This window comes from Amycolatopsis sp. cmx-11-51, from assembly GCF_047608665.1.
Lineage (GTDB): Bacteria > Actinomycetota > Actinomycetes > Mycobacteriales > Pseudonocardiaceae > Amycolatopsis.
This window is the reverse complement of sequence record NZ_JADNQO010000021.1, coordinates 44403-61183: the sequence shown is the minus strand read 5'-3', so window position 1 is coordinate 61183 and position 16781 is coordinate 44403. Positions and strand designations below refer to the sequence as shown.

The following is a 16781-nucleotide window of genomic DNA, read 5'->3' as shown; positions in this document are numbered from 1 at the left end:
AGATCAAAGCAAGCCGGGGCCTCGAAGTCGAACAACGGATCGTCGGCGGGTCACAACCGTGAGTTGTACGACTCGCTCAGAGGTCCCCGAGCGCGGTGACCGGCGACTCGACGCAGTCGGCGACGAACCGCAGGAAACCGCCGGCGGTCCCGCCGTCGCAGACCCGGTGGTCGAAAGCCAGCGTCAGCTCGCAGATCTTCCGCGCCACGAGCGCGCCGTCTACGACCCAGGCGCGGTCGATGATCCGGCCGATGCCGAGGATGGCCGCCTCCGGATGGTTGATGATCGCGGCGGAGCCGTCCACTCCGAACACGCCGTAGTTGTTCACCGTGAAGGTCCCGCCCGTGAGACCCGCCGGGCCGAGCTTTCCTTCCCGGGCTTGTGTGGTCCGCTCGCCGATCGCGGCCGAAAGCTCTCTTGTGGACAGTGAGCCCGCGTCGCGGACGACCGGCACGACGAGTCCCCGGTCGGTCTGCGCCGCGAAACCGAGGTTGATGTCCCGCAACTGGACGATTTCGTCGCCTTCGACGCGCGAGTTCAACTCGGGGTACTTCCGCAGGCCCGCGACGGCGAACCGGGCGACGAGGCCGAGGAGGCTGACCGGGCGATCCGGTGCCGAGGCGTTGAGCGACTTCCGCGCCGCGACGAGTTCGGTCGCGTCGACGTCGACCCAGACCGTCGCCTCGGGGATCTGACGCCGCGAGGTCGTCAGCTTGTCGGCGACCGCCTTGCGGACCCCGGTCAGCGGTATCCGCTTCTCACCCTCCCGCGGCTCGGGAACGGTGAGCGCCGCTTCGACGTCGGCGCGCCGGATGATGCCGCCGGGGCCGCTCCCGGTCAGCCTCGCCAGGTCGATCTTGTTGTCGGCGGCCATTTTGCGGACGAACGGCGATATGACGCCTGGTGTCTTCGACGGCTTCTGGGGAGTGGTGACGGCGGTGCGCGTGCGACGGCGCCGGGTCGTGGTCGTGGTCCCGTAGCCGATGAGGACGTTGCCGCTGCCCTCGCTCGCGGTCGTCACGCCGGGTTCGGTGAAGCCGGGGCCGATGGTGAGCAGGGGAGCGCCGACCGGCAGCGACTGGCCGGGTTCGCCGTGGAGGCGGGTGACGACGCCGGCGAACGGTACCGGCACCTCGACCGCGGCCTTCGCGGTCTCCACTTCGACGACGGGCTGGTCGACGCCGACGGTGTCGCCTTCCGCGACGAGCCAATTCACGATCGACGCCTCGGTCAGTCCTTCGCCGAGGTCCGGGAGCAGGAAGTCAGGCACCGGCCACCGCCGGTTCGTCGTTCCACTGCAACCGGGCGACGGTGTCCAGGATCCGGTCGACGTCCGGGAGCTGATGGCGCTCCAGCTTCGGTGGCGGATAAGGAATGTCGAGTCCGGTGACTCGCAGGACGGGCGCGTGCAACTGGTGGAAGCACTGCTCGGTGACCCGCGCGACCACCTCGGCGCCGTAGCCGCCGAACCCGGCGGCCTCGTGGACGACGACCGCGCGCCCGGTGCGGCGCACCGAAGCGGTGACGGTCTCATCGTCGAACGGGTTCAGCGACCGGAGGTCGACCACTTCGACGTCCCAGCCCTCGGCGGTCGCAGCCTCCGCGGTCTCCAGCGCGGTGGCGACCATCGGGCCGTATGCGATGAGCGTGACGTCCTTGCCGTCACGGCGAACGACCGCGCGGTCCATCGGGACGCTGTCACGGGTGAAGGAGACGGGTTCCTTGGACCAATAGCGGCACTTGGGTTCGAGGAAGATCACCGGATCCGGTGAGTCGATCGAGTCGCGCAGGAGGTCGTAAGCGTCCTGGGGAGTGCCGGGCGTGACGACGCGCAGACCGGGCGTGTGGGTGTAGTACGCCTCGCTCGAATCGCAGTGGTGCTCGACGCCGCCGATCCCGCCCGCGTAGGGGATCCGGATGACCATCGGCAGCGACAGCGCGCCACGGGTGCGGTTCCGCAGTTTCGCGACGTGCGAGGTGATCTGCTCGAAGGCGGGGTACGCGAAGGCGTCGAACTGCATTTCGACCACCGGGCGGAACCCGCCCATCGCCATCCCGACCGCGAAGCCGACGATGCCGGACTCCGCCAGCGGTGTGTCGAAACAACGGTCCTCGCCGAAGTCGGCGGTGATGCCGTCGGTCACCCGGAACACGCCGCCGAGCGGGCCGACGTCCTCTCCGAAGATCAGCACGCGGTCGTCGTCCTTGACGGCGTCGCGCAGGGCGGCGTTGAGCGCCTGGGCCATCGAGATCTCGGTCATCAGCCCTCCACGGCTTCCAGCTCGGCCGCGACCAGCGCCCGCTGAGCGGCCAGCTGACGGGTCGGAACGGCGTACACGTGCTCGAACAACGACAACGGATCCGGCTCCACGTCCGCGTTCAGCGTGTCGCGCACCCCGGCCGCGAAAGTCTCCGCCTCGGCCTTGAACCGCTCGATGTCTCTGCCGGACAACAGGTTCGCGGTGGTCAGGTAGGTCTCGAGGCGGCGGACCGGGTCGGCCGCGCGCCACTTCTCGACCTCGGCCTGGTCGCGGTAGCGAGTGGCGTCGTCGGCGTTGGTGTGCGCGTCGATCCGGTAGGTGTGCGCCTCGACCAGGACCGGTCCACGACCGGAACGTGCGTGCGCGACGGCGTCGTTTAGCACCGAAAGGACCGCGACGGCGTCGTTGCCGTCGACCTGTTCGGAGCGGACGCCGTAGCCGACGCCCTTGTAGGCCAGCGCGGGCGCGGCGCTCTGCTTCTCGAACGGCACCGAGATCGCGAACCCGTTGTTCTGCACGAAGAACACCACCGGCGCTTTGAACACGGCCGCGAAGTTGAGCGCCTCGTGGAAGTCGCCTTCGCTGGTGGCGCCGTCCCCGATGAGCGCGAACGCGACGGCCTCCTCGCCCCGGCGCTGCATCGCGTGCGCGAGTCCGGCCGCGTGGAGGGTCTGGGTGGCCAGCGGGGTGCATTGGGGAGCGACACGGGTCTCGGCCGGGTCGTAGCCACAGTGCGCGTCGCCGCGAAGCAGCGTCAGGATCTCACCCGGTTCGAGCCCGCGGGCGACCAAGGCGACCGAGTCACGGTAGGTGGGGAAGAGCCAGTCGGCCTCGGTGAGGGCGAGCGCGCTCGCGACCTGGCAGGCTTCCTGGCCGGCGCTCGACGGGTAGACCGCGAGGCGGCCCTGTTTGGTCAACGCGGTCGCCTGCACGTCGAACCGGCGGCCGAGCACCATCAGCCGGTAGGCCTCGACGAGCCGATCGGCTGGCGGCTCGAGGTAGTCGCCGTGCTCGTCGACGCGCGTGCCGTCCTCGGCGAGGAACCGCACCGGAACCGGTGACGGCAGCAACGCGGCGGCTGGGGTCTCCCGCGACATGGCGCAGCACCACCTTTCACAGACATATGATGCTGAGATCGTGGTTTCTGGAGTCCTGGTGTTCAAGAGGTAGGCGAAATGAGCGACAAACTGTCCACAGGATCGGTTCAGCCATACCAAGCGTCCACCAGTGGCGTGGCTCACGGACCCGATCCGGGACGAACGGTCCTTGCCCTCGACGACATCGACCGCGCGATCCTCGCCGAACTGTCCGCCGACGGCAGGCTCGCCGTCCGCGCGCTGGCGGAGCGGCTGCACATCTCGCGCACCAACGCCTACGCTCGCCTCGACCGGCTGATGTCCGACGGCGTCATTACCGGCTTCGGCGCCCGGATCGACCCTCGGCGGGCCGGGCTCGGAACGAGCGCGTACATCCTGATCACCGTCGAGCAGACGTCGTGGCGCACGATGTCCGCGGAGTTGCGGGAGATCCCGTACGTCGAGCACGTGTCATTGGTCGGCGGCGATTTCGACATCCTGCTGCTGGTGCGGACACCGGACAACGCGTCGCTGCGGGACGTCGTCCTGGAACGACTGCAGGCACTGGACGGCGTGCGGTCGACCCGGACCTGGCTGATCTTCGAGGAACAGGCGGGCGCCGCTCCCCGCGTTTAGTCCTCTAGTTGCGTTTATCGCAGGCGGTCCGTGACCCAGCCGCCGACGAGTCGGTCTCGCGTGTCCCCAAGGACGCATTGGGGACACGACCCGAGCTTCTGTAACGTCGTTCGCCTCAGCGCCGAATACAGCCTGGTTCGATGGCGGAGGCGGCGGCGCCTTGCTGACTGTCAGGCAACACCGGCAAGCCCATTCGGGTGATAACGGATCGGCATTCGATGTATCTGACCTACTCCCCATTGACACCTCCCTACGATCACGGCGACGGGGCGGAGGACAGCGGTGACGGTGGAGAGCGCGGGGCAGGATTATCTGACGCGGCAGGTAGGGGCACTGCTCGAAGCGATTCGCGAGGAGGGGCCGGTCGGCGAGGGCAGGCGGAGTTTCCGGCTCGCCGGGCATCTCGCCGCGGAGGGCGGGTTCCACCTCGGTGACATCCTCGCCGCCACGGCGCAGCTACTGGCCGTCCACGCTTGGAACAACGGCTACCTCGGCGCGGCGGAACTGCTGACGCGGCGCATGCGGGACTTCGGCGCCGAGTCGGTCGAGCTGGTGCGGTATCTCGTGCGGCTGGAGACCGGCTGCGAGCAGGGCTGGCTCCCGCACGCGGATCGCGATGAACTGATCGCCTACGCCCGGCGTGTCCAGCGTGCGGACATCGAGGAGCGCGCGCAGGCCATCGAGCCGTCGCTGCCCGGGGTCACCGACCCCGAGCGTCCTGATCGGATGGCCAGTGAGTCGTGAGATGGTGCTCGGGATCCGCGAGGATGCCGCGGATCACCGAGCAGGCCGCGCCGCGGACGGCGGCCCCCGTGCCGAGCGCCGAAGGGACGACGCGCACCGGCGACCACGCCGTGCTGGGTACGCGGCGTTCCAGTTCGGCGAGGAGTGGCTCACGAAGCCACGGTTCGAGGCGCGCGTAGGTTCCGCCCAGCACCACGGCGGGGACGTCCATAAGATTGACCACAGTGGACAGTCCGATGCCGAGATGGCCCGCGGCGGTGGTGACGGCGGCGAGCGCTGTGGCGTTTCCCGATTCCAGCGCGGAGATCAGGTCGTCCACCGTCTTCGCGTCCGCCAGTCGCAGAATCTCTTCCTGTCCGGCCATTCTTTCCAGGCAGCCGTTCGCGCCACAGGAACACGGCGGGCCGTCGGGCGCCACCGGCAGATGGCCGATCTCGCCGCCCGCGCCACGCACGCCCTCGAACAAGGCGCGGTCCAGCACGATTCCCGCGCCGATCCCGATCTCGCCGGAGACGTGGACGAAATCGGGTAACGCGGTGCCGTGCCAGAGTTCGGCGAGCGCGGCGAAGTTGGCTTCGTTGGCGACGGCGAAGGTCTCGCCGAGCCGATCCGCGAGATCGACGTCGCGCCAGCCCAGGTTGGGGGCGAGCCGCACGAGGCCGGATTCGACCAGACCCGGAACCGCGATACCGACACCGCCGACGGGCACGCCGAGTGTTTCCGCCTGCTTCCGCGCCTTGCGCAGGAACGCCGACACGCGCTGGAAGACGCGCGGAGTCCGGTTGTCCGCGTACCGGACCTCCTCGAACCGGACGGCACCGTTCAGGTCGACGAGGCAGGACGCCAGGTAGTCGACGCCGATCTCGATGCCGAGTCCGTGTGGCCCGGTGGGGGAGAGCGACACGACGGTGCCGCGCCGTCCCGGTCCGACGCGCCGCTCCGGCGCGCCTTCGGCCACGAGATCCGCCGCGATCAACCGGTCGACCACGCTCGACACGGTGGCCTTCGTGAGTCCGGTGTCCGCGGAGAGTCCCGCCCGCGAAGTTCCCGGGCCGTCCGCGATCGCGCCGAGGACGAGAGCGGCGTTGTGCTGCCGCACTGTGTGCTGTCCCGCCGGACGCGTGCCGATCATCGCGCGAGTGTATTCGTTCGATGCCTGAACGAAAGCCTTGACCCGCGCGGGTGCGCGTCGATAAGTTCAGGCATCAAACTAATTGGTGGAGGCGTGATGACTCAGTCACCGAGGCGTGAGGACAAGTTCAGCTTCGGGCTGTGGACCGTTGGCTGGCAGGGGAACGACATGTTCGGTCCGGCCAGCCGGGGCCCGCTCGACCCGGTCGAGGCCGTGCACCGCCTCTCGGATCTCGGCGCCTGGGGCGTCACCTTCCACGACGACGACCTCGTCCCGTTCGGTTCGGCCGACGCCGAACGCGCGCGGCATCTGCGGCGGTTCCAGGCCGCGCTCGCCGAAACCGGCCTCGTCGTCCCGATGGTGACCACGAACCTGTTCAGTCATCCCGTCTTCAAGGACGGTGGCCTGACCAGCAACGATCGCGACGTCCGCCGCTACGCCCTGCGAAAGGTGCTGCGAAATCTCGACCTCGCCGCCGAACTGGGCGCGGCGACCTTCGTGCTCTGGGGCGGCCGCGAAGGCAGCGAGACCGACGCCGCGAAGGACGTCCGCGCGGCGATGGATCGCTACCGTGAGGGCATCGACTTCCTCGCCCAGTACGTCATCGACCAGGGCTACGGCCTCCGGCTCGCCCTCGAACCGAAGCCGAACGAACCGCGCGGTGACATCCTGCTCCCGACCGTCGGGCACGCTCTCGCGTTCATCTCCACGCTGCGGAACCACGAGATCGTCGGCGTGAACCCCGAGGTGGGGCACGAGCAGATGGCCGGGCTCAACATCGTCCACGGCATCGGGCAGGCGCTGTGGCAGGGCAAGCTGTTCCACATCGACCTCAACGGTCAGCGCGGCCCGCGCTTCGACCAGGACCTCGTGTTCGGTCACGGCGACGCGCTGTCGTCGTTCTTCCTGGTCGACCTGCTCGAGCACGGCGGCTACGACGGGCCGCGCCACTTCGACTACAAGCCGCTGCGCACGGAGAACATGGACGGAGTCTGGGCCAGTGCCGAGGCCAATATGGCCAGTTACCTGCTGTTCGCCGAACGCGCCCGTGCCTTCCGTGCCGATCCCGAGGTGCGGGCCGCCCTCGAGGCCGCCCTCGTCCCGGAACTGGCGACGCCGACGCTCAACGGAGGCGAGACGGCCGCGGACCTGCTGGCCGACCGTTCGACGTTCGAGGACTTCGACCCGGACAAAGCGGCGGAACGCGGGTACGGGTTCGTCCGCCTGTCCCAGCTGGCGCTCGAACACCTCACCGGGGCCCGCTAGAACCTGTCGACGTCGATGACGGCCTTGGCGAACTCCTGCGGCACGTTGTGACCGATTCCGTTAAGGACGCGTGCTCGTACTTGCCGGCGAACTTCGACCAGTGGGCCTTGCCGTCGGTGTTCGGGCCGTCGAAGGTTTACTTCGGCGACGCGACCTTCCGGAACAGCTTGTTGAAGTCATGTCGGCTCCTTCGCTGCCTGCGGTTTTGAGAAACACGCCTAGGCGACTTCCGGTTCGACCCCGAGGAACGCTGCCTCCAGACGGCGGATGCGGGCCCAGAACTCCGCCTCCCTGCCGGAGTCGAGAACGCCGAGATGACCGCCGGGGACGACGCGCCCCACGAACGGGCCGGACGTCCACACCCGCCAGCCACCGGTGGCGTCGTCGCCCGTGGCGAACGCGGGATCATCGGTGCCGCGCATCGCCGCGATCGGGCACGAGAGCCGGGTCCTGGCGGGCCCACGGTAGGCGTTCAGCAGCTGGAGGTCGCCGAGCAGCAGGTCCAGGGCGTACTCCCAGCTTTCGGGTGAGTCGCGGTAGCCCGCGACCGGGGTGAGCCCGGTGCGGCCGAACACCCGGCCCATGGCCGAAGCCCCGGCCTTGGCGTTTTTGTCCGGCGAGCGCCGCTGTGGGGCGCACGCGTCCACGACGATCAACGCGCCCGGGACGGCGCCCAGCCGTTGGGCCGTCTCCAAGGCGACGAAGGCTCCCATCCCGAAGCCGATTACCACGGTGCGGGAGAACCACTCCGACGTCATCTCGTCGGTCAGCCGCGCGGCCAGTTCTTCGACGGACGCCGCCGGGGTCTCCGCGAGCCGTTCCCCGTGCCCGGGATATTCGACGCCCCAAACGTCGGTGTCGCTCGCGGCGGCGAGCGGGCCGAAGGCGCGGGGTGTGCCTCCAGCAGGCGGAAGCAGCAGGTAGCCGGGCCCGCGATCGTCCGATGTGGACAGTGGAACGAGTGCGGGTGCCATGATCCGAAAGGTACGCGTCGTCAACCCGAATGGGGTAGCGCTTTGGCTTCGACCAAGATCAAATCACCCGGTAGGGGGAGACCGCGAAAGATCTTCGAAAAAGGCTGCCCGGCTGTCGTATCCGGCGTTCGCCCATCGACGTCCCGATAAAAGCCGGAAGGAGAAAGCGATGAACACCACGACACTGGCCTCGACCACGCGGCTGAACCCGGTGAGCCGCACCCTGCCGGTCCTGCCGGCGATGGAGGACGACGCGGAAGATGTCGACCGCCTGACCTGCCACGTGCACGGACGCTGGATCCACCAGTGTGTCGCCTCCCCGCTGCACGTCAACCCGATCACCCGGCACCGCTGGTGCCGTTCGTGCACGACCGCGTTGACCGTTTCCGTCGACGAGCTGTTTGGCGCCGTCACGATGTCCTGCCCGCTGTGTGGCCACGGTGAAAGCGCCGCCTCAGCCCGGCTGATCGCGGCGTGCCGGGCCAGTCTGGTCGCCGCGCGCCGGGGCTCCGGTGCGCGGGCTGCCCAAGCGAGCCACTCGAGGAGGCGGTCGACGATCAGGTCGCGATCCTCCGGCCGGAGATAGAGGTAGTGGCCGGCGTCGGGCAGGATCTCGACGTCGACATGGGGAAGCAGGCTCTCGAAGCGGGCAGCGGCAGCGACCGGATCGTGCACGACGCTACGCCCGCCGAACAGGGCGAGCACCAGCCGTGGCGGCGGGCTGGTCGAAGATGTCCTCCCGGCGGACCACGTGAGGAAGCGACCACAGGCGTTCGCTGTCGAGCACGGCAGCGGGCGCGCCGTACAGAACACCTTCCGGGCGAACAGCGCCGAAACGATGCGCGCGTCCAGCAACCCGATGGACGCGAGCCTGCCGGGTGCGTGGATCGCCTGGTTGACCGCGTGCCAGCCGCCGGTCGAACCGCCAACGAGGTGCACCGCGGTCAGCCCCAAGGTCTCGAAGACGTCATCGAGAGCGGCCGCACGGTCGCGGATGTCCTCGAACGGCGCCGTTTGCACGCTTCCGCCCGCCTCGCCGAGGGTGTCGATCGCGTAGACCGCGTGCCGTTCGGCCAAAGCGGGGTGCAAGGCCGAGCCGCCGCTCTTGGTCCTGGCGCTGAGGTTCGGCGCGTACACCTCGGACAGGTCGGTGCCGTCGACGTTCGACAGCTTCGCGCGGACGAAGAAGAAAATTCTGCCATGCAGTTTGGCCTTGTCCCCGTCCTTGAGCGGCAGGCCGTCGATGTCGGCGTCGGATGCTTTGACCGAGTCCACGGTGACCGTCAGCCCGACGACGCCCTCCGCGGCTGGGCTCGACCGCCTCCCCGGTGACCTCCAGTGTGGGCGTGGTGGTCAGATACGGCTTGGGTGTCGTCGTCGGCTCGCTGGCGGACGTCGTGGCGCCGGCGCTCTTGGCCTGGCCGATGTTCGACGGCTGCGTGCAGCCGACCAACGCCGTGCCGAGCATCACGGCGATGGCGGTATGACGAACTCTCGGAGCACTCCACACATTGAGCGTTCCTCCGATCGGTGGAGGTAGGTTGCGGGCATGACCCAGGTTTCGACGCCTGCCGAGGCGGCCGCGAGGATCACCGGACGAGCCGTCGTCGAACAGCGGGACCTCAAGGGCGCGGTGGCCGAAGTGGTGCTGGACAGCGGCGACACCGTGATCGTCAAACGGGGTCACGCGCGGAACGCGACGACCGCGGAGGCGGCTGGACTGCGGTGGCTGGGGGAAGCCGGCGCCGTGCGGGTGCCCGAAATCCGCGGAAACGACGACGAGTGGCTGGTCACCGAATTGGTGGGTGGCGGGCGCCCGACGCATCACGCGGCGGAGCGGCTGGGGCGGGGAATGGCGGCGTTGCACGAGGCTGGAGCGCCCACGTTCGGCGCGGCGCCGCCCGGCGGACCCGGCGACGCGTGGATCGGCCTGGCCCCGATGCGGAACGTGGCGGGGGAGGACTGGCCGCGGTGGTACGCCGAACACCGGGTCCTGCCCTATTTGCGCGGCGCTGTCGACGAAGGCACTTTGGCCGGTGACGAAGCCGCGGTCATCGAGCGAGCCTGCGCGCGGCTTCCGGAAGCGGCAGGGCCGGCCGAGCCACCGGCCCGCCTGCACGGCGATCTGTGGAACGGCAACGTCCTGTGGGGTGCCGTCGAGGCCTCACTCATCGACCCGGCCGCGCATGGCGGTCATCGCGAGACCGATCTGGCGATGCTGCAGTTGTTCGGCTGCCCGCTGCTCGACCGGGTACTGGCGGCCTACCAGGAGGTCTCACCGCTCGCCGACGGCTGGACCGAGCGCATCGGGGTACACCAGCTGTTCCCGCTTCTCGTCCACACTGTCCTTTTCGGACGGTCTTATGCCGGGCAGGCGGTCGCGGCCGCGCGAGCGGTCGGCTAACGCGATACCCGGTCGAGCCATTCCGCGAGCAGTGCGTGCTCGGCCTGGGTCAGCTCGTTCCCGGGTTCCTTCGCCAGCGCGGCCTTGAGCGCGATGGCGCGGCTGGGGATGTCCGAAGCGTCGTCGGCACTGTCGGTGGTGATCGTCTGGATGACGTGTTCGCGTGCGGCGATGATCAGGTCAGCGTCACGCTGCTCGGGCGGGCTCGCGATGAGGGACAGGATCACCCCCATTCCGGTCGCGTGCACCAATTGCGCGGCTCGTTCGACCGGTACGCGCAGACGACCGGCCTCGGCGATGCGTTCGACGATCCGGCGGAGCATCGCGTCGGCCTCCTTACGTGCTTCGCGGACGCGAGGTTCGCCGTACATGAGCATGTAGAAGGCAGGCCGGGACAGGCCGAACTCGACGTGCAGATCCCAGCCGCGCCGGAGATCGCCGACCGGGTCGTCGGATTCGCCGAGGGAGTGTTTTCCCGACAAGTAGCTCTGGAAGCCGTGGGCGGCGACCGCGTCGAGGAGGCCCTCCTTGTCGCCGAAGGTCCGGTAGAGCGTCGGCGCCTGCACACCAGCGGCGGCGCTGACCGCACGCGTCGACAACGCGTCGCGTCCGCCGTCCACCAGTAACTCCGCCGCCGCGCGGACCAACCGGTCTTTCGTCGTCAACGTCATGTATCAACGGTAACACAATTGCGGTAGCGCTGATTCAGTATCGATGATACGTTGATCGTGTTATCGACGGAAACATCTGATGGGAGCCTTACATGACACGCGTAGCGATCGTCACCGGCGGGTCACGCGGCATCGGCAGGCAGAGTGCCGAGCGGCTGGCGTCCGACGGATTCGCGGTCGTCGTCGTTTACGGCGGCAACAAGGACGAGGCGCAGGCCGCGGTCGACGCGATCGCCACCGACGGCGGCCTGGCGATCGCCGTCCAGGCCGATGTCGCCGACGAGCACGCCGTCGCGGCCCTCTTCGACACCGCGGAGAAGACCTTCGGCGGGATCGACGTGGTGGTCCACGCCGCCGGGACGATGTATCTCGCGCCGGTGGCCGAACTGGACCTCGACCGGCTGGACCGGCTGCACCGCACCAACATCCGCGGCACCTTCGTGGTCGACCAGCAGGCCGCCCGCCGCGTCCGCGACGGCGGCGCGATCATCAACTTCTCCACCTCGGTGCTCGGGCTGGCTCTACCTGGCTACGCCGCGTATGCCGCCACCAAGGGGGCGGTCGAGGCGATCACCCTGGTCCTCGCCCGTGAACTGCGTGGCCGCGACATCACTGTGAACGCGGTCGCCCCCGGCCCGACCGCCACGGCGCTGTTCCTCGACGGCAAGGACGAGGAAACCATCGCGAGCATGGCCGCGCAGCCGCCCCTCGAACGCCTCGGCACCCCGGCCGACATCGCCGAGGTCGTCTCGTTCCTCGCCGGTCCGGCCCGCTGGGTCAACGGCCAGGTCCTGCGCGCCAACGGTGGCATCGTCTGAGTCATCGTCGCGGGTGTCGTGGTGTCCGGTGAAGCACGGGCGAGCATCCGTGGACGGGCTACCCGCCAATCAGGCGGGCTCGCCACGGAAATACGAGCCCGCCCAGCGTGTCCTTTGTGGACAGAAGGTCAGACGACGGTGCCCTCGGAATCGTCGTCGGAGTCCGCTTCCTCGATCTTCCACTTCAGCTGGAACTCGACCTCTTCCTCGCCGTCACCCCGCTCGTGCTCGATCGAGAACTGCGCGCGGGCAGGGACACGGAAACGTTCCCCGGCGATCTGGATGCGGAACGAGGTCTCAGTCTCGAGAGCGTCGGCGAGACGGCGTAGTTTCGCGACGACGTCGGCGGTGGAATAGACGCGTTCGACGTCTCGGGGAGCGGGTCCGGTCACGGTGTCCTCCAGGGTCCGACACCCTGGCCGGGTGTTCGTGGCGTCATTCAATCGTGTGACCGTCGTGCGCTGTAGGCGGGGTCACAGTGTCCGGGCGAGGCGGAAGCCGACGTCGTCGACGCGGAAGGTCGGGTGGCTCCGGCGCCGCACCGAAGCCCGGCAGCTCCAGTGTTCGTCGAACCATCCGCCGCCCCGCAGGACCCGGTACTCGCCGTACACCTCAGCGTCGTAGACGTCCCAGCACCATTCCCAGACGTTGCCGAGCATGTCGTGCAGGCCCCACGCGTTGGGCGTCTTCCCGCCGACGTCGTGCACAGACTCCGCCGAGTTTTCCCGGTACCAGGCGATCTCGTCGAGCGGTCCGTAGCGGGGGCCGGTCGTGCCCGCGCGGCAGGCGTGCTCCCATTCAGCCTCGGACGGCAGGCGGTAGCCGTTCGCGGACCGGTCCCACGACAACGAGTCCAGTCCGTACGCCGGGGTCAGCCCTTCGCGTTCGGACAGCGTGTTGCAGAACTGGAGGGCGTCCAGCCACGAGACGTCGACGACGGGAAGCCTATCGCCCTCGCGGGTGGCCGGGACCGGCGCGAGCAGGAAGGACTCGACGTCGACGGTCCAGTTTCGTTGCGTCCGCCGGTCCGAAAGCGTTACTTCGCCCGCCGGGACGGTGATCATCTCCATGGTCCGGCCGATGTTACCCAGGTCGGCGGCCTCGATGCGCCATGATGGGCCGGTGCCCCTGCTCATCGGACCAGCCCTGCCCGCCGGTACTTTCCGGGCCGTCAAGCAGCCGTGCCTGATCGTCGACGACAGGCTGGTGTTGCGCCCCTGGTCCGCTGACGACGTGGAGGGCGTCGAAGCCGCGTTCGCCTGTCCCGCGATCCAGCGCTGGCACATCCGCCGTATCGACGGGGAGGACGAGGCACGCGCCTGGATCGCGGGCTGGGAGCAGCGCTGGGCTGACGAGACGGACGCGAGCTGGGCGGTGGTCGACGCCCGTGAAGACCGGGCGGTCGGGCAGGTCGGCCTCCGCACCATCTCGCTTTTCGAGGCCTCAGCGCAGTTGTCCTACTGGGTTCTCCCTTCCGCGCGGGGCACCGGGATCGCGGGCGGCGCGGTGGCGGCGTTGACGCGGTGGGCGTTCGAAACCATCCGGTTGAACCGGTTGTTCCTCCTGCATTCCATCGCGAACGCCGCCTCCTGCCGTGTCGCGGACAAGACAGCCTTCGGTCTCGAAGGCACCCTGCGTTCTTCGATGTTGCACGCGGACGGCTGGCACGACGTCCACCTGCACGCGCGGCTCAGGAGCGACTCGGCACCCGCGTGAGCGCGACGACGGCGAGTGCCGCACTGATCCAGATGGCGTACCGGTAGTCGCCGGTCGACTCCGTGACCGAGCCGGCGAGCACCGGACCCAGGAACGCGCCGAGGTTGAGCGCGACGGTCGCGAACGAACCACTCAGCGCCGGGGCGCCGGGTGCCACGTGCATGACCCTGGCCACGAGTGCCGAACCGCAGCCGAACGACAGTCCACCTTGGACAGTGGTCACGAGGAACAGGGCGACCGGGTGCGAGCTGGTCGCCGCCAGCACCGTCCAGCCGACAGGCAACGCGCACAACGCCAGGATCAGACCGCGCCGAAGTCCGCCGTCGCCCGTGCGGCCCGCCACGGTGACCCCGATGAACGCGCCGACGCCGAAGGCCGCCAGCAATCCGGAAACCGCCGCGGCGGGGAGACCGGCGACGTCCGTCGCGATGACCGCGAGAAACGCGAACGTCGCGAAGGTCGCGCCGTTGACCAAGGCCGCGAGGATCATCGCCTGCCGCACTGGACGTGTTTCAAGCTCGCTCGCTTCGCGCTTGATCGAGATTTCGCGCGGGCCGGCCGCGTCGGCGGGCGCCGAACGGAACACCAGCACCAGCGCGGGCAGGCACGAGGCGGCGACCGCCCAGAACGCCGAGCGCCAGCCCGCGAGATCACCCAGCACGGCTCCGGCTGGCACGCCGGCGACACACGACAGCGTGATACCCGCCAGCAGGACCGCGGTCGCCCGCGCCTGCTTTCCCGGTGGTGTTAATGCGGCCGCGACGGGCATGGCGACGGCGAGGAATCCGGCGTTGACGACGGCCGCGACGATCCGGGTGCCGAACAGCACCGGGAAACTCGTCGTCAGCGCGCCGATGACGTGCACCACGACGAAGGCGGTCAGGAACCCGGCCAGCGCCCGGCGGCGAGGCCAGCGCGCACTGAGCACGGCCATGGCAGGAGCGCCGACGATCATCCCGACGGCGTACGCGGACGTCAGCGTGGCGGCGGCGCCGACGGGGACCGACAGGTCGCCGGCGATCCCGGGCACGAGACCGGAGGCCATGAATTCGGAGGTGCCTTGCGCGAAGACGGCAAGGCCGAGGACATAGACGAACAGGGGCAACTGACGACTCCCAAGCAGAAGGTGAACAGGAGAAGCCGTGCGCTGGACAGGGCGAAGCCCGGCCGGGCGCACGGAACAGCGCTCCGGTCACCGGAAAGCGAGAGAGCCGCCGTTAGGCCGTGTCCTGTAAGGAAACGGCCTAACGGCCGGTCACGACGGCTCGCCGCCGGATGACCGGCGGCGGGGTTCTGTCCGACTCGGGGCTCGTCACGAACGGGAACAATACACACCAGGCTCGCAAACGGCCGAACCGGTATTGCCGCTCAGCGAAGGGAACGGTGTCCGTTCCGCGTACCGGAACGCTTTCGTTGCCGCCTCGAATGAAGCCGAGTAATGCACTCTGACCTGCGGTTTTCGTAATTGTTTCGGTGCTGGGAACCGATCGGGGATTCGGTTAACCTCGACTCCATGATTCCCACGGTTGTCTGGGGTACAGGCAACATCGGCCGCGCCTCCATCCGGGCCGTCGACGCGCATCCGGCGCTGGAACTGACCGGTGTGCTCGTGCACGACCCCGCGAAGATCGGCCGCGACGCGGCCGCGCTCGCCGGTGTCGACGGTGGACTGGGTGTGGCGGCGACAGATGACGTCGAAGCGGTTTTGGCCGCGGGGCCGCGGGCGGTGGTGTACGCGGCGTCCGGCGACATCCGGCCCGCTGAAGCGCTGGCCGACATCATCCGCGCGATCCGGGCCGGGGCGGTGGTCGTGACACCCGCGCTCTACGCGCTGTACGACCAGCGCAACGCGCCCGAAGAACTGCGAGAGCCCGTACTCGCCGCGATCGCCGATGGCGGTGGTTCCCTGTTCGTCTCCGGCGTCGATCCCGGCTGGGGCAACGACATCCTGCCGTTGCTGATCAGCGGGCTCGGCACCACCGTGGACGCGGTGCGCTGCCAGGAGATCTTCGACTACTCCACTTACGACCAGCCGGATTCCGTCCGCTACCTGGTCGGCATGGGGCAGCCGATGAACTATCAGCCGCCGATGCTGGCCCCGTCGGTCCCCACGATGGTGTGGGGCGGGCAGGTGCGGCTGATCGCCCGCGGCCTCGGCGTCGACCTCGACGAGATCCGCGAGACGCTCGACCGCCGTCCGCTGGAAGAAACCGTGACCACCCGGGCGATGGGCGAGTTCGAAGCCGGCACGCAGGGCGCGGTCCGGTTCGAAGTGCAGGGGATCGTGGACGGCGAGCCTCGCATCGTCATCGAGCACGTCACCCGCATCCACGCCTCGTGCGCTCCGGACTGGCCGACGCCGCCCAGCGGTGACGGCGCGCACCGGGTGATCATCGAAGGCCGCCCCAGGATCGAGGTCTCGATCGAGGCCACCGACGAGGGCGAGAACCGGTCCGCCGGCGGCAACGCGACCGCGGTGGGCAGGCTGGTCGGTGCCATCGACTGGCTCGTGGACTTCAAACCCGGTCTCTACGACGCACTCGACGTCCCGTTGCGACCGGCCACCGGCAAGCTCGGAAGGAGCGCGCGATGAACATCGACATCCCGGAGGGCAAGGACCCGATCGGCTACGTCTGGGGTGAGATGGTGCCCGGCATCGGCGTCGCGGCGTCGAAACTCTCGCTCGCGGTCTACTCGCACACGACGCTCGGGCTCCGCGAGTTCGAGGCGGCGAGGTTGCGGATCGCGCAGATCAACGGCTGCGTCTTCTGCCTGGACTGGCGGACCGATCGCGACGGCGTGAAGGTCGAGGAGGAGTTCGCCGACGCCGTCACCGAGTGGCGCACCACCGACGCGTTCGACGAGCGGACCCGGCTGGCCGCCGAGTACGCCGAACGCTACGCGCTCGACCACCACGGCATCGACGAGGAATTCTGGAAGCGGATGGGCGAGCACTACAGCCAGAAGGAAATCGTGGAACTGAGCATGAGCATTGGTTCCTGGCTCGCTTTCGGGCGGCTGAACCACGTTTTGGGAATCGACACCGTCTGCGTCCTGCCGACCATATAAAAGTGCTCGTCTGA

19 protein-coding genes are annotated in these 16781 nt (G+C 69.0%); 9 read left to right on the top strand and 10 right to left on the bottom strand.

Annotated elements, in window-relative coordinates; genetic code table 11:
- Positions 1–76: 76 nt before the first annotated feature.
- From ACM6LU_RS36350 to pdhA, 3 genes are read right to left on the bottom strand one after another with little or no spacing between them, the layout of a single operon-like run.
- On the bottom strand, positions 77–1270 hold the full coding sequence (locus ACM6LU_RS36350; RefSeq protein ID WP_414942395.1) for a dihydrolipoamide acetyltransferase family protein: 1194 nt from the start codon (positions 1268–1270) through the stop codon (positions 77–79).
- Positions 1263–2261, bottom strand: a complete 999-nt coding sequence (locus ACM6LU_RS36345; protein ID WP_414942394.1) for an alpha-ketoacid dehydrogenase subunit beta — start codon at positions 2259–2261, stop codon at positions 1263–1265. The genes ACM6LU_RS36350 and ACM6LU_RS36345 overlap by 8 nt, the downstream gene beginning before the upstream one ends.
- Positions 2261–3358, bottom strand: a complete 1098-nt coding sequence (gene pdhA / locus ACM6LU_RS36340; RefSeq protein WP_414942393.1) for a pyruvate dehydrogenase (acetyl-transferring) E1 component subunit alpha — start codon at positions 3356–3358, stop codon at positions 2261–2263. The genes ACM6LU_RS36345 and pdhA overlap by 1 nt, the downstream gene beginning before the upstream one ends.
- Before the next feature lie 135 nt (positions 3359–3493).
- Between pdhA and ACM6LU_RS36335 the strand changes: the two genes are divergently transcribed.
- Both ACM6LU_RS36335 and ACM6LU_RS36330 read left to right on the top strand, forming a co-directional pair.
- Entirely contained in the window at positions 3494–3973 is a 480-nt protein-coding gene (locus ACM6LU_RS36335; RefSeq protein WP_414942392.1) for an Lrp/AsnC family transcriptional regulator, read from the top strand.
- Between the two features lie 282 nt (positions 3974–4255).
- Positions 4256–4717, top strand: a complete 462-nt coding sequence (locus ACM6LU_RS36330) for a hypothetical protein (RefSeq protein ID WP_414942391.1) — start codon at positions 4256–4258, stop codon at positions 4715–4717.
- On the opposite strand, the gene ACM6LU_RS36325 is transcribed toward ACM6LU_RS36330, so the two are convergent.
- Entirely contained in the window at positions 4674–5849 is a 1176-nt protein-coding gene (locus tag ACM6LU_RS36325) for an ROK family transcriptional regulator (RefSeq protein WP_414942390.1), read from the bottom strand. The genes ACM6LU_RS36330 and ACM6LU_RS36325 overlap by 44 nt on opposite strands.
- A gap of 96 nt (positions 5850–5945) precedes the next feature.
- On the opposite strand from ACM6LU_RS36325, the gene xylA reads away from it, so the two are divergent.
- Complete coding sequence (gene xylA, locus ACM6LU_RS36320; protein ID WP_414942389.1) at positions 5946–7115, top strand: xylose isomerase; 1170 nt, start codon at positions 5946–5948, stop codon at positions 7113–7115.
- A gap of 218 nt (positions 7116–7333) precedes the next feature.
- Here xylA and ACM6LU_RS36315 read toward each other — a convergent pair whose 3' ends face one another.
- Together ACM6LU_RS36315 and ACM6LU_RS36310 are read right to left on the bottom strand one after the other, a co-directional pair.
- On the bottom strand, positions 7334–8089 hold the full coding sequence (locus ACM6LU_RS36315; RefSeq protein WP_414942388.1) for a thioesterase II family protein: 756 nt from the start codon (positions 8087–8089) through the stop codon (positions 7334–7336).
- A gap of 63 nt (positions 8090–8152) precedes the next feature.
- The gene (locus ACM6LU_RS36310; protein ID WP_414942387.1) at positions 8153–9364 is read right to left on the bottom strand and encodes an alpha/beta fold hydrolase; all 1212 of its coding nucleotides are present in this window, start codon (positions 9362–9364) and stop codon (positions 8153–8155) included.
- Positions 9365–9435: 71 nt separating this feature from the next.
- On the opposite strand from ACM6LU_RS36310, the gene ACM6LU_RS36305 reads away from it, so the two are divergent.
- Positions 9436–9576 (top strand): hypothetical protein, encoded by a 141-nt coding sequence (locus tag ACM6LU_RS36305; protein WP_414942386.1) that lies wholly within the window; start codon positions 9436–9438, stop codon positions 9574–9576.
- 62 nt (positions 9577–9638) lie between these two features.
- Positions 9639–10493, top strand: coding sequence for a fructosamine kinase family protein (locus tag ACM6LU_RS36300; protein WP_414942385.1), 855 nt, complete (start codon positions 9639–9641; stop codon positions 10491–10493).
- On the opposite strand, the gene ACM6LU_RS36295 is transcribed toward ACM6LU_RS36300, so the two are convergent.
- Positions 10490–11164, bottom strand: a complete 675-nt coding sequence (locus tag ACM6LU_RS36295; protein ID WP_414942384.1) for a TetR/AcrR family transcriptional regulator — start codon at positions 11162–11164, stop codon at positions 10490–10492. The two genes, ACM6LU_RS36300 and ACM6LU_RS36295, sit on opposite strands and share 4 nt — an antisense overlap.
- A 92-nt stretch (positions 11165–11256) precedes the next feature.
- Between ACM6LU_RS36295 and ACM6LU_RS36290 the strand changes: the two genes are divergently transcribed.
- Complete coding sequence (locus ACM6LU_RS36290; RefSeq protein WP_414942383.1) at positions 11257–11982, top strand: SDR family oxidoreductase; 726 nt, start codon at positions 11257–11259, stop codon at positions 11980–11982.
- A gap of 128 nt (positions 11983–12110) precedes the next feature.
- Here the strand turns inward: ACM6LU_RS36290 and ACM6LU_RS36285 are convergent, their stop codons facing one another.
- Together ACM6LU_RS36285 and ACM6LU_RS36280 are read right to left on the bottom strand one after the other, a co-directional pair.
- Complete coding sequence (locus ACM6LU_RS36285) at positions 12111–12374, bottom strand: amphi-Trp domain-containing protein (protein ID WP_414942382.1); 264 nt, start codon at positions 12372–12374, stop codon at positions 12111–12113.
- An 81-nt stretch (positions 12375–12455) separates the two neighbouring features.
- Positions 12456–13052, bottom strand: coding sequence for a formylglycine-generating enzyme family protein (locus tag ACM6LU_RS36280; RefSeq protein ID WP_414942428.1), 597 nt, complete (start codon positions 13050–13052; stop codon positions 12456–12458).
- Between the two features lie 52 nt (positions 13053–13104).
- Between ACM6LU_RS36280 and ACM6LU_RS36275 the strand changes: the two genes are divergently transcribed.
- The gene (locus ACM6LU_RS36275) at positions 13105–13698 is read left to right on the top strand and encodes a GNAT family N-acetyltransferase (RefSeq protein WP_414942381.1); all 594 of its coding nucleotides are present in this window, start codon (positions 13105–13107) and stop codon (positions 13696–13698) included.
- On the opposite strand, the gene ACM6LU_RS36270 is transcribed toward ACM6LU_RS36275, so the two are convergent.
- Positions 13673–14803 (bottom strand): Cmx/CmrA family chloramphenicol efflux MFS transporter, encoded by a 1131-nt coding sequence (locus ACM6LU_RS36270; RefSeq protein ID WP_414942380.1) that lies wholly within the window; start codon positions 14801–14803, stop codon positions 13673–13675. The two genes, ACM6LU_RS36275 and ACM6LU_RS36270, sit on opposite strands and share 26 nt — an antisense overlap.
- Before the next feature lie 408 nt (positions 14804–15211).
- Between ACM6LU_RS36270 and ACM6LU_RS36265 the strand changes: the two genes are divergently transcribed.
- Positions 15212–16291, top strand: a complete 1080-nt coding sequence (locus tag ACM6LU_RS36265) for a dihydrodipicolinate reductase (RefSeq protein ID WP_414942379.1) — start codon at positions 15212–15214, stop codon at positions 16289–16291.
- Positions 16288–16767, top strand: a complete 480-nt coding sequence (locus tag ACM6LU_RS36260) for a carboxymuconolactone decarboxylase family protein (protein ID WP_414942378.1) — start codon at positions 16288–16290, stop codon at positions 16765–16767. Before ACM6LU_RS36265 ends, ACM6LU_RS36260 begins: the two co-directional genes overlap by 4 nt.
- The last annotated feature ends 14 nt before the right edge of the window (positions 16768–16781 follow it).

Coding starts and splice junctions, on each gene's coding strand:
- ACM6LU_RS36265 (WP_414942379.1), top strand. CDS start 15,212: ATGATTCCCACGGTTGTCTGGGGTACAGGCAACATCGGCCGCGCCTCC.
- ACM6LU_RS36325 (WP_414942390.1), bottom strand. CDS start 5,849: ATGATCGGCACGCGTCCGGCGGGACAGCACACAGTGCGGCAGCACAAC.
- ACM6LU_RS36300 (WP_414942385.1), top strand. CDS start 9,639: ATGACCCAGGTTTCGACGCCTGCCGAGGCGGCCGCGAGGATCACCGGA.
- ACM6LU_RS36280 (WP_414942428.1), bottom strand. CDS start 13,052: ATGGAGATGATCACCGTCCCGGCGGGCGAAGTAACGCTTTCGGACCGG.
- ACM6LU_RS36260 (WP_414942378.1), top strand. CDS start 16,288: ATGAACATCGACATCCCGGAGGGCAAGGACCCGATCGGCTACGTCTGG.
- ACM6LU_RS36295 (WP_414942384.1), bottom strand. CDS start 11,164: ATGACGTTGACGACGAAAGACCGGTTGGTCCGCGCGGCGGCGGAGTTA.
- ACM6LU_RS36345 (WP_414942394.1), bottom strand. CDS start 2,261: ATGACCGAGATCTCGATGGCCCAGGCGCTCAACGCCGCCCTGCGCGAC.
- xylA (WP_414942389.1), top strand. CDS start 5,946: ATGACTCAGTCACCGAGGCGTGAGGACAAGTTCAGCTTCGGGCTGTGG.
- ACM6LU_RS36315 (WP_414942388.1), bottom strand. CDS start 8,089: ATGGCACCCGCACTCGTTCCACTGTCCACATCGGACGATCGCGGGCCC.
- ACM6LU_RS36290 (WP_414942383.1), top strand. CDS start 11,257: ATGACACGCGTAGCGATCGTCACCGGCGGGTCACGCGGCATCGGCAGG.
- pdhA (WP_414942393.1), bottom strand. CDS start 3,358: ATGTCGCGGGAGACCCCAGCCGCCGCGTTGCTGCCGTCACCGGTTCCG.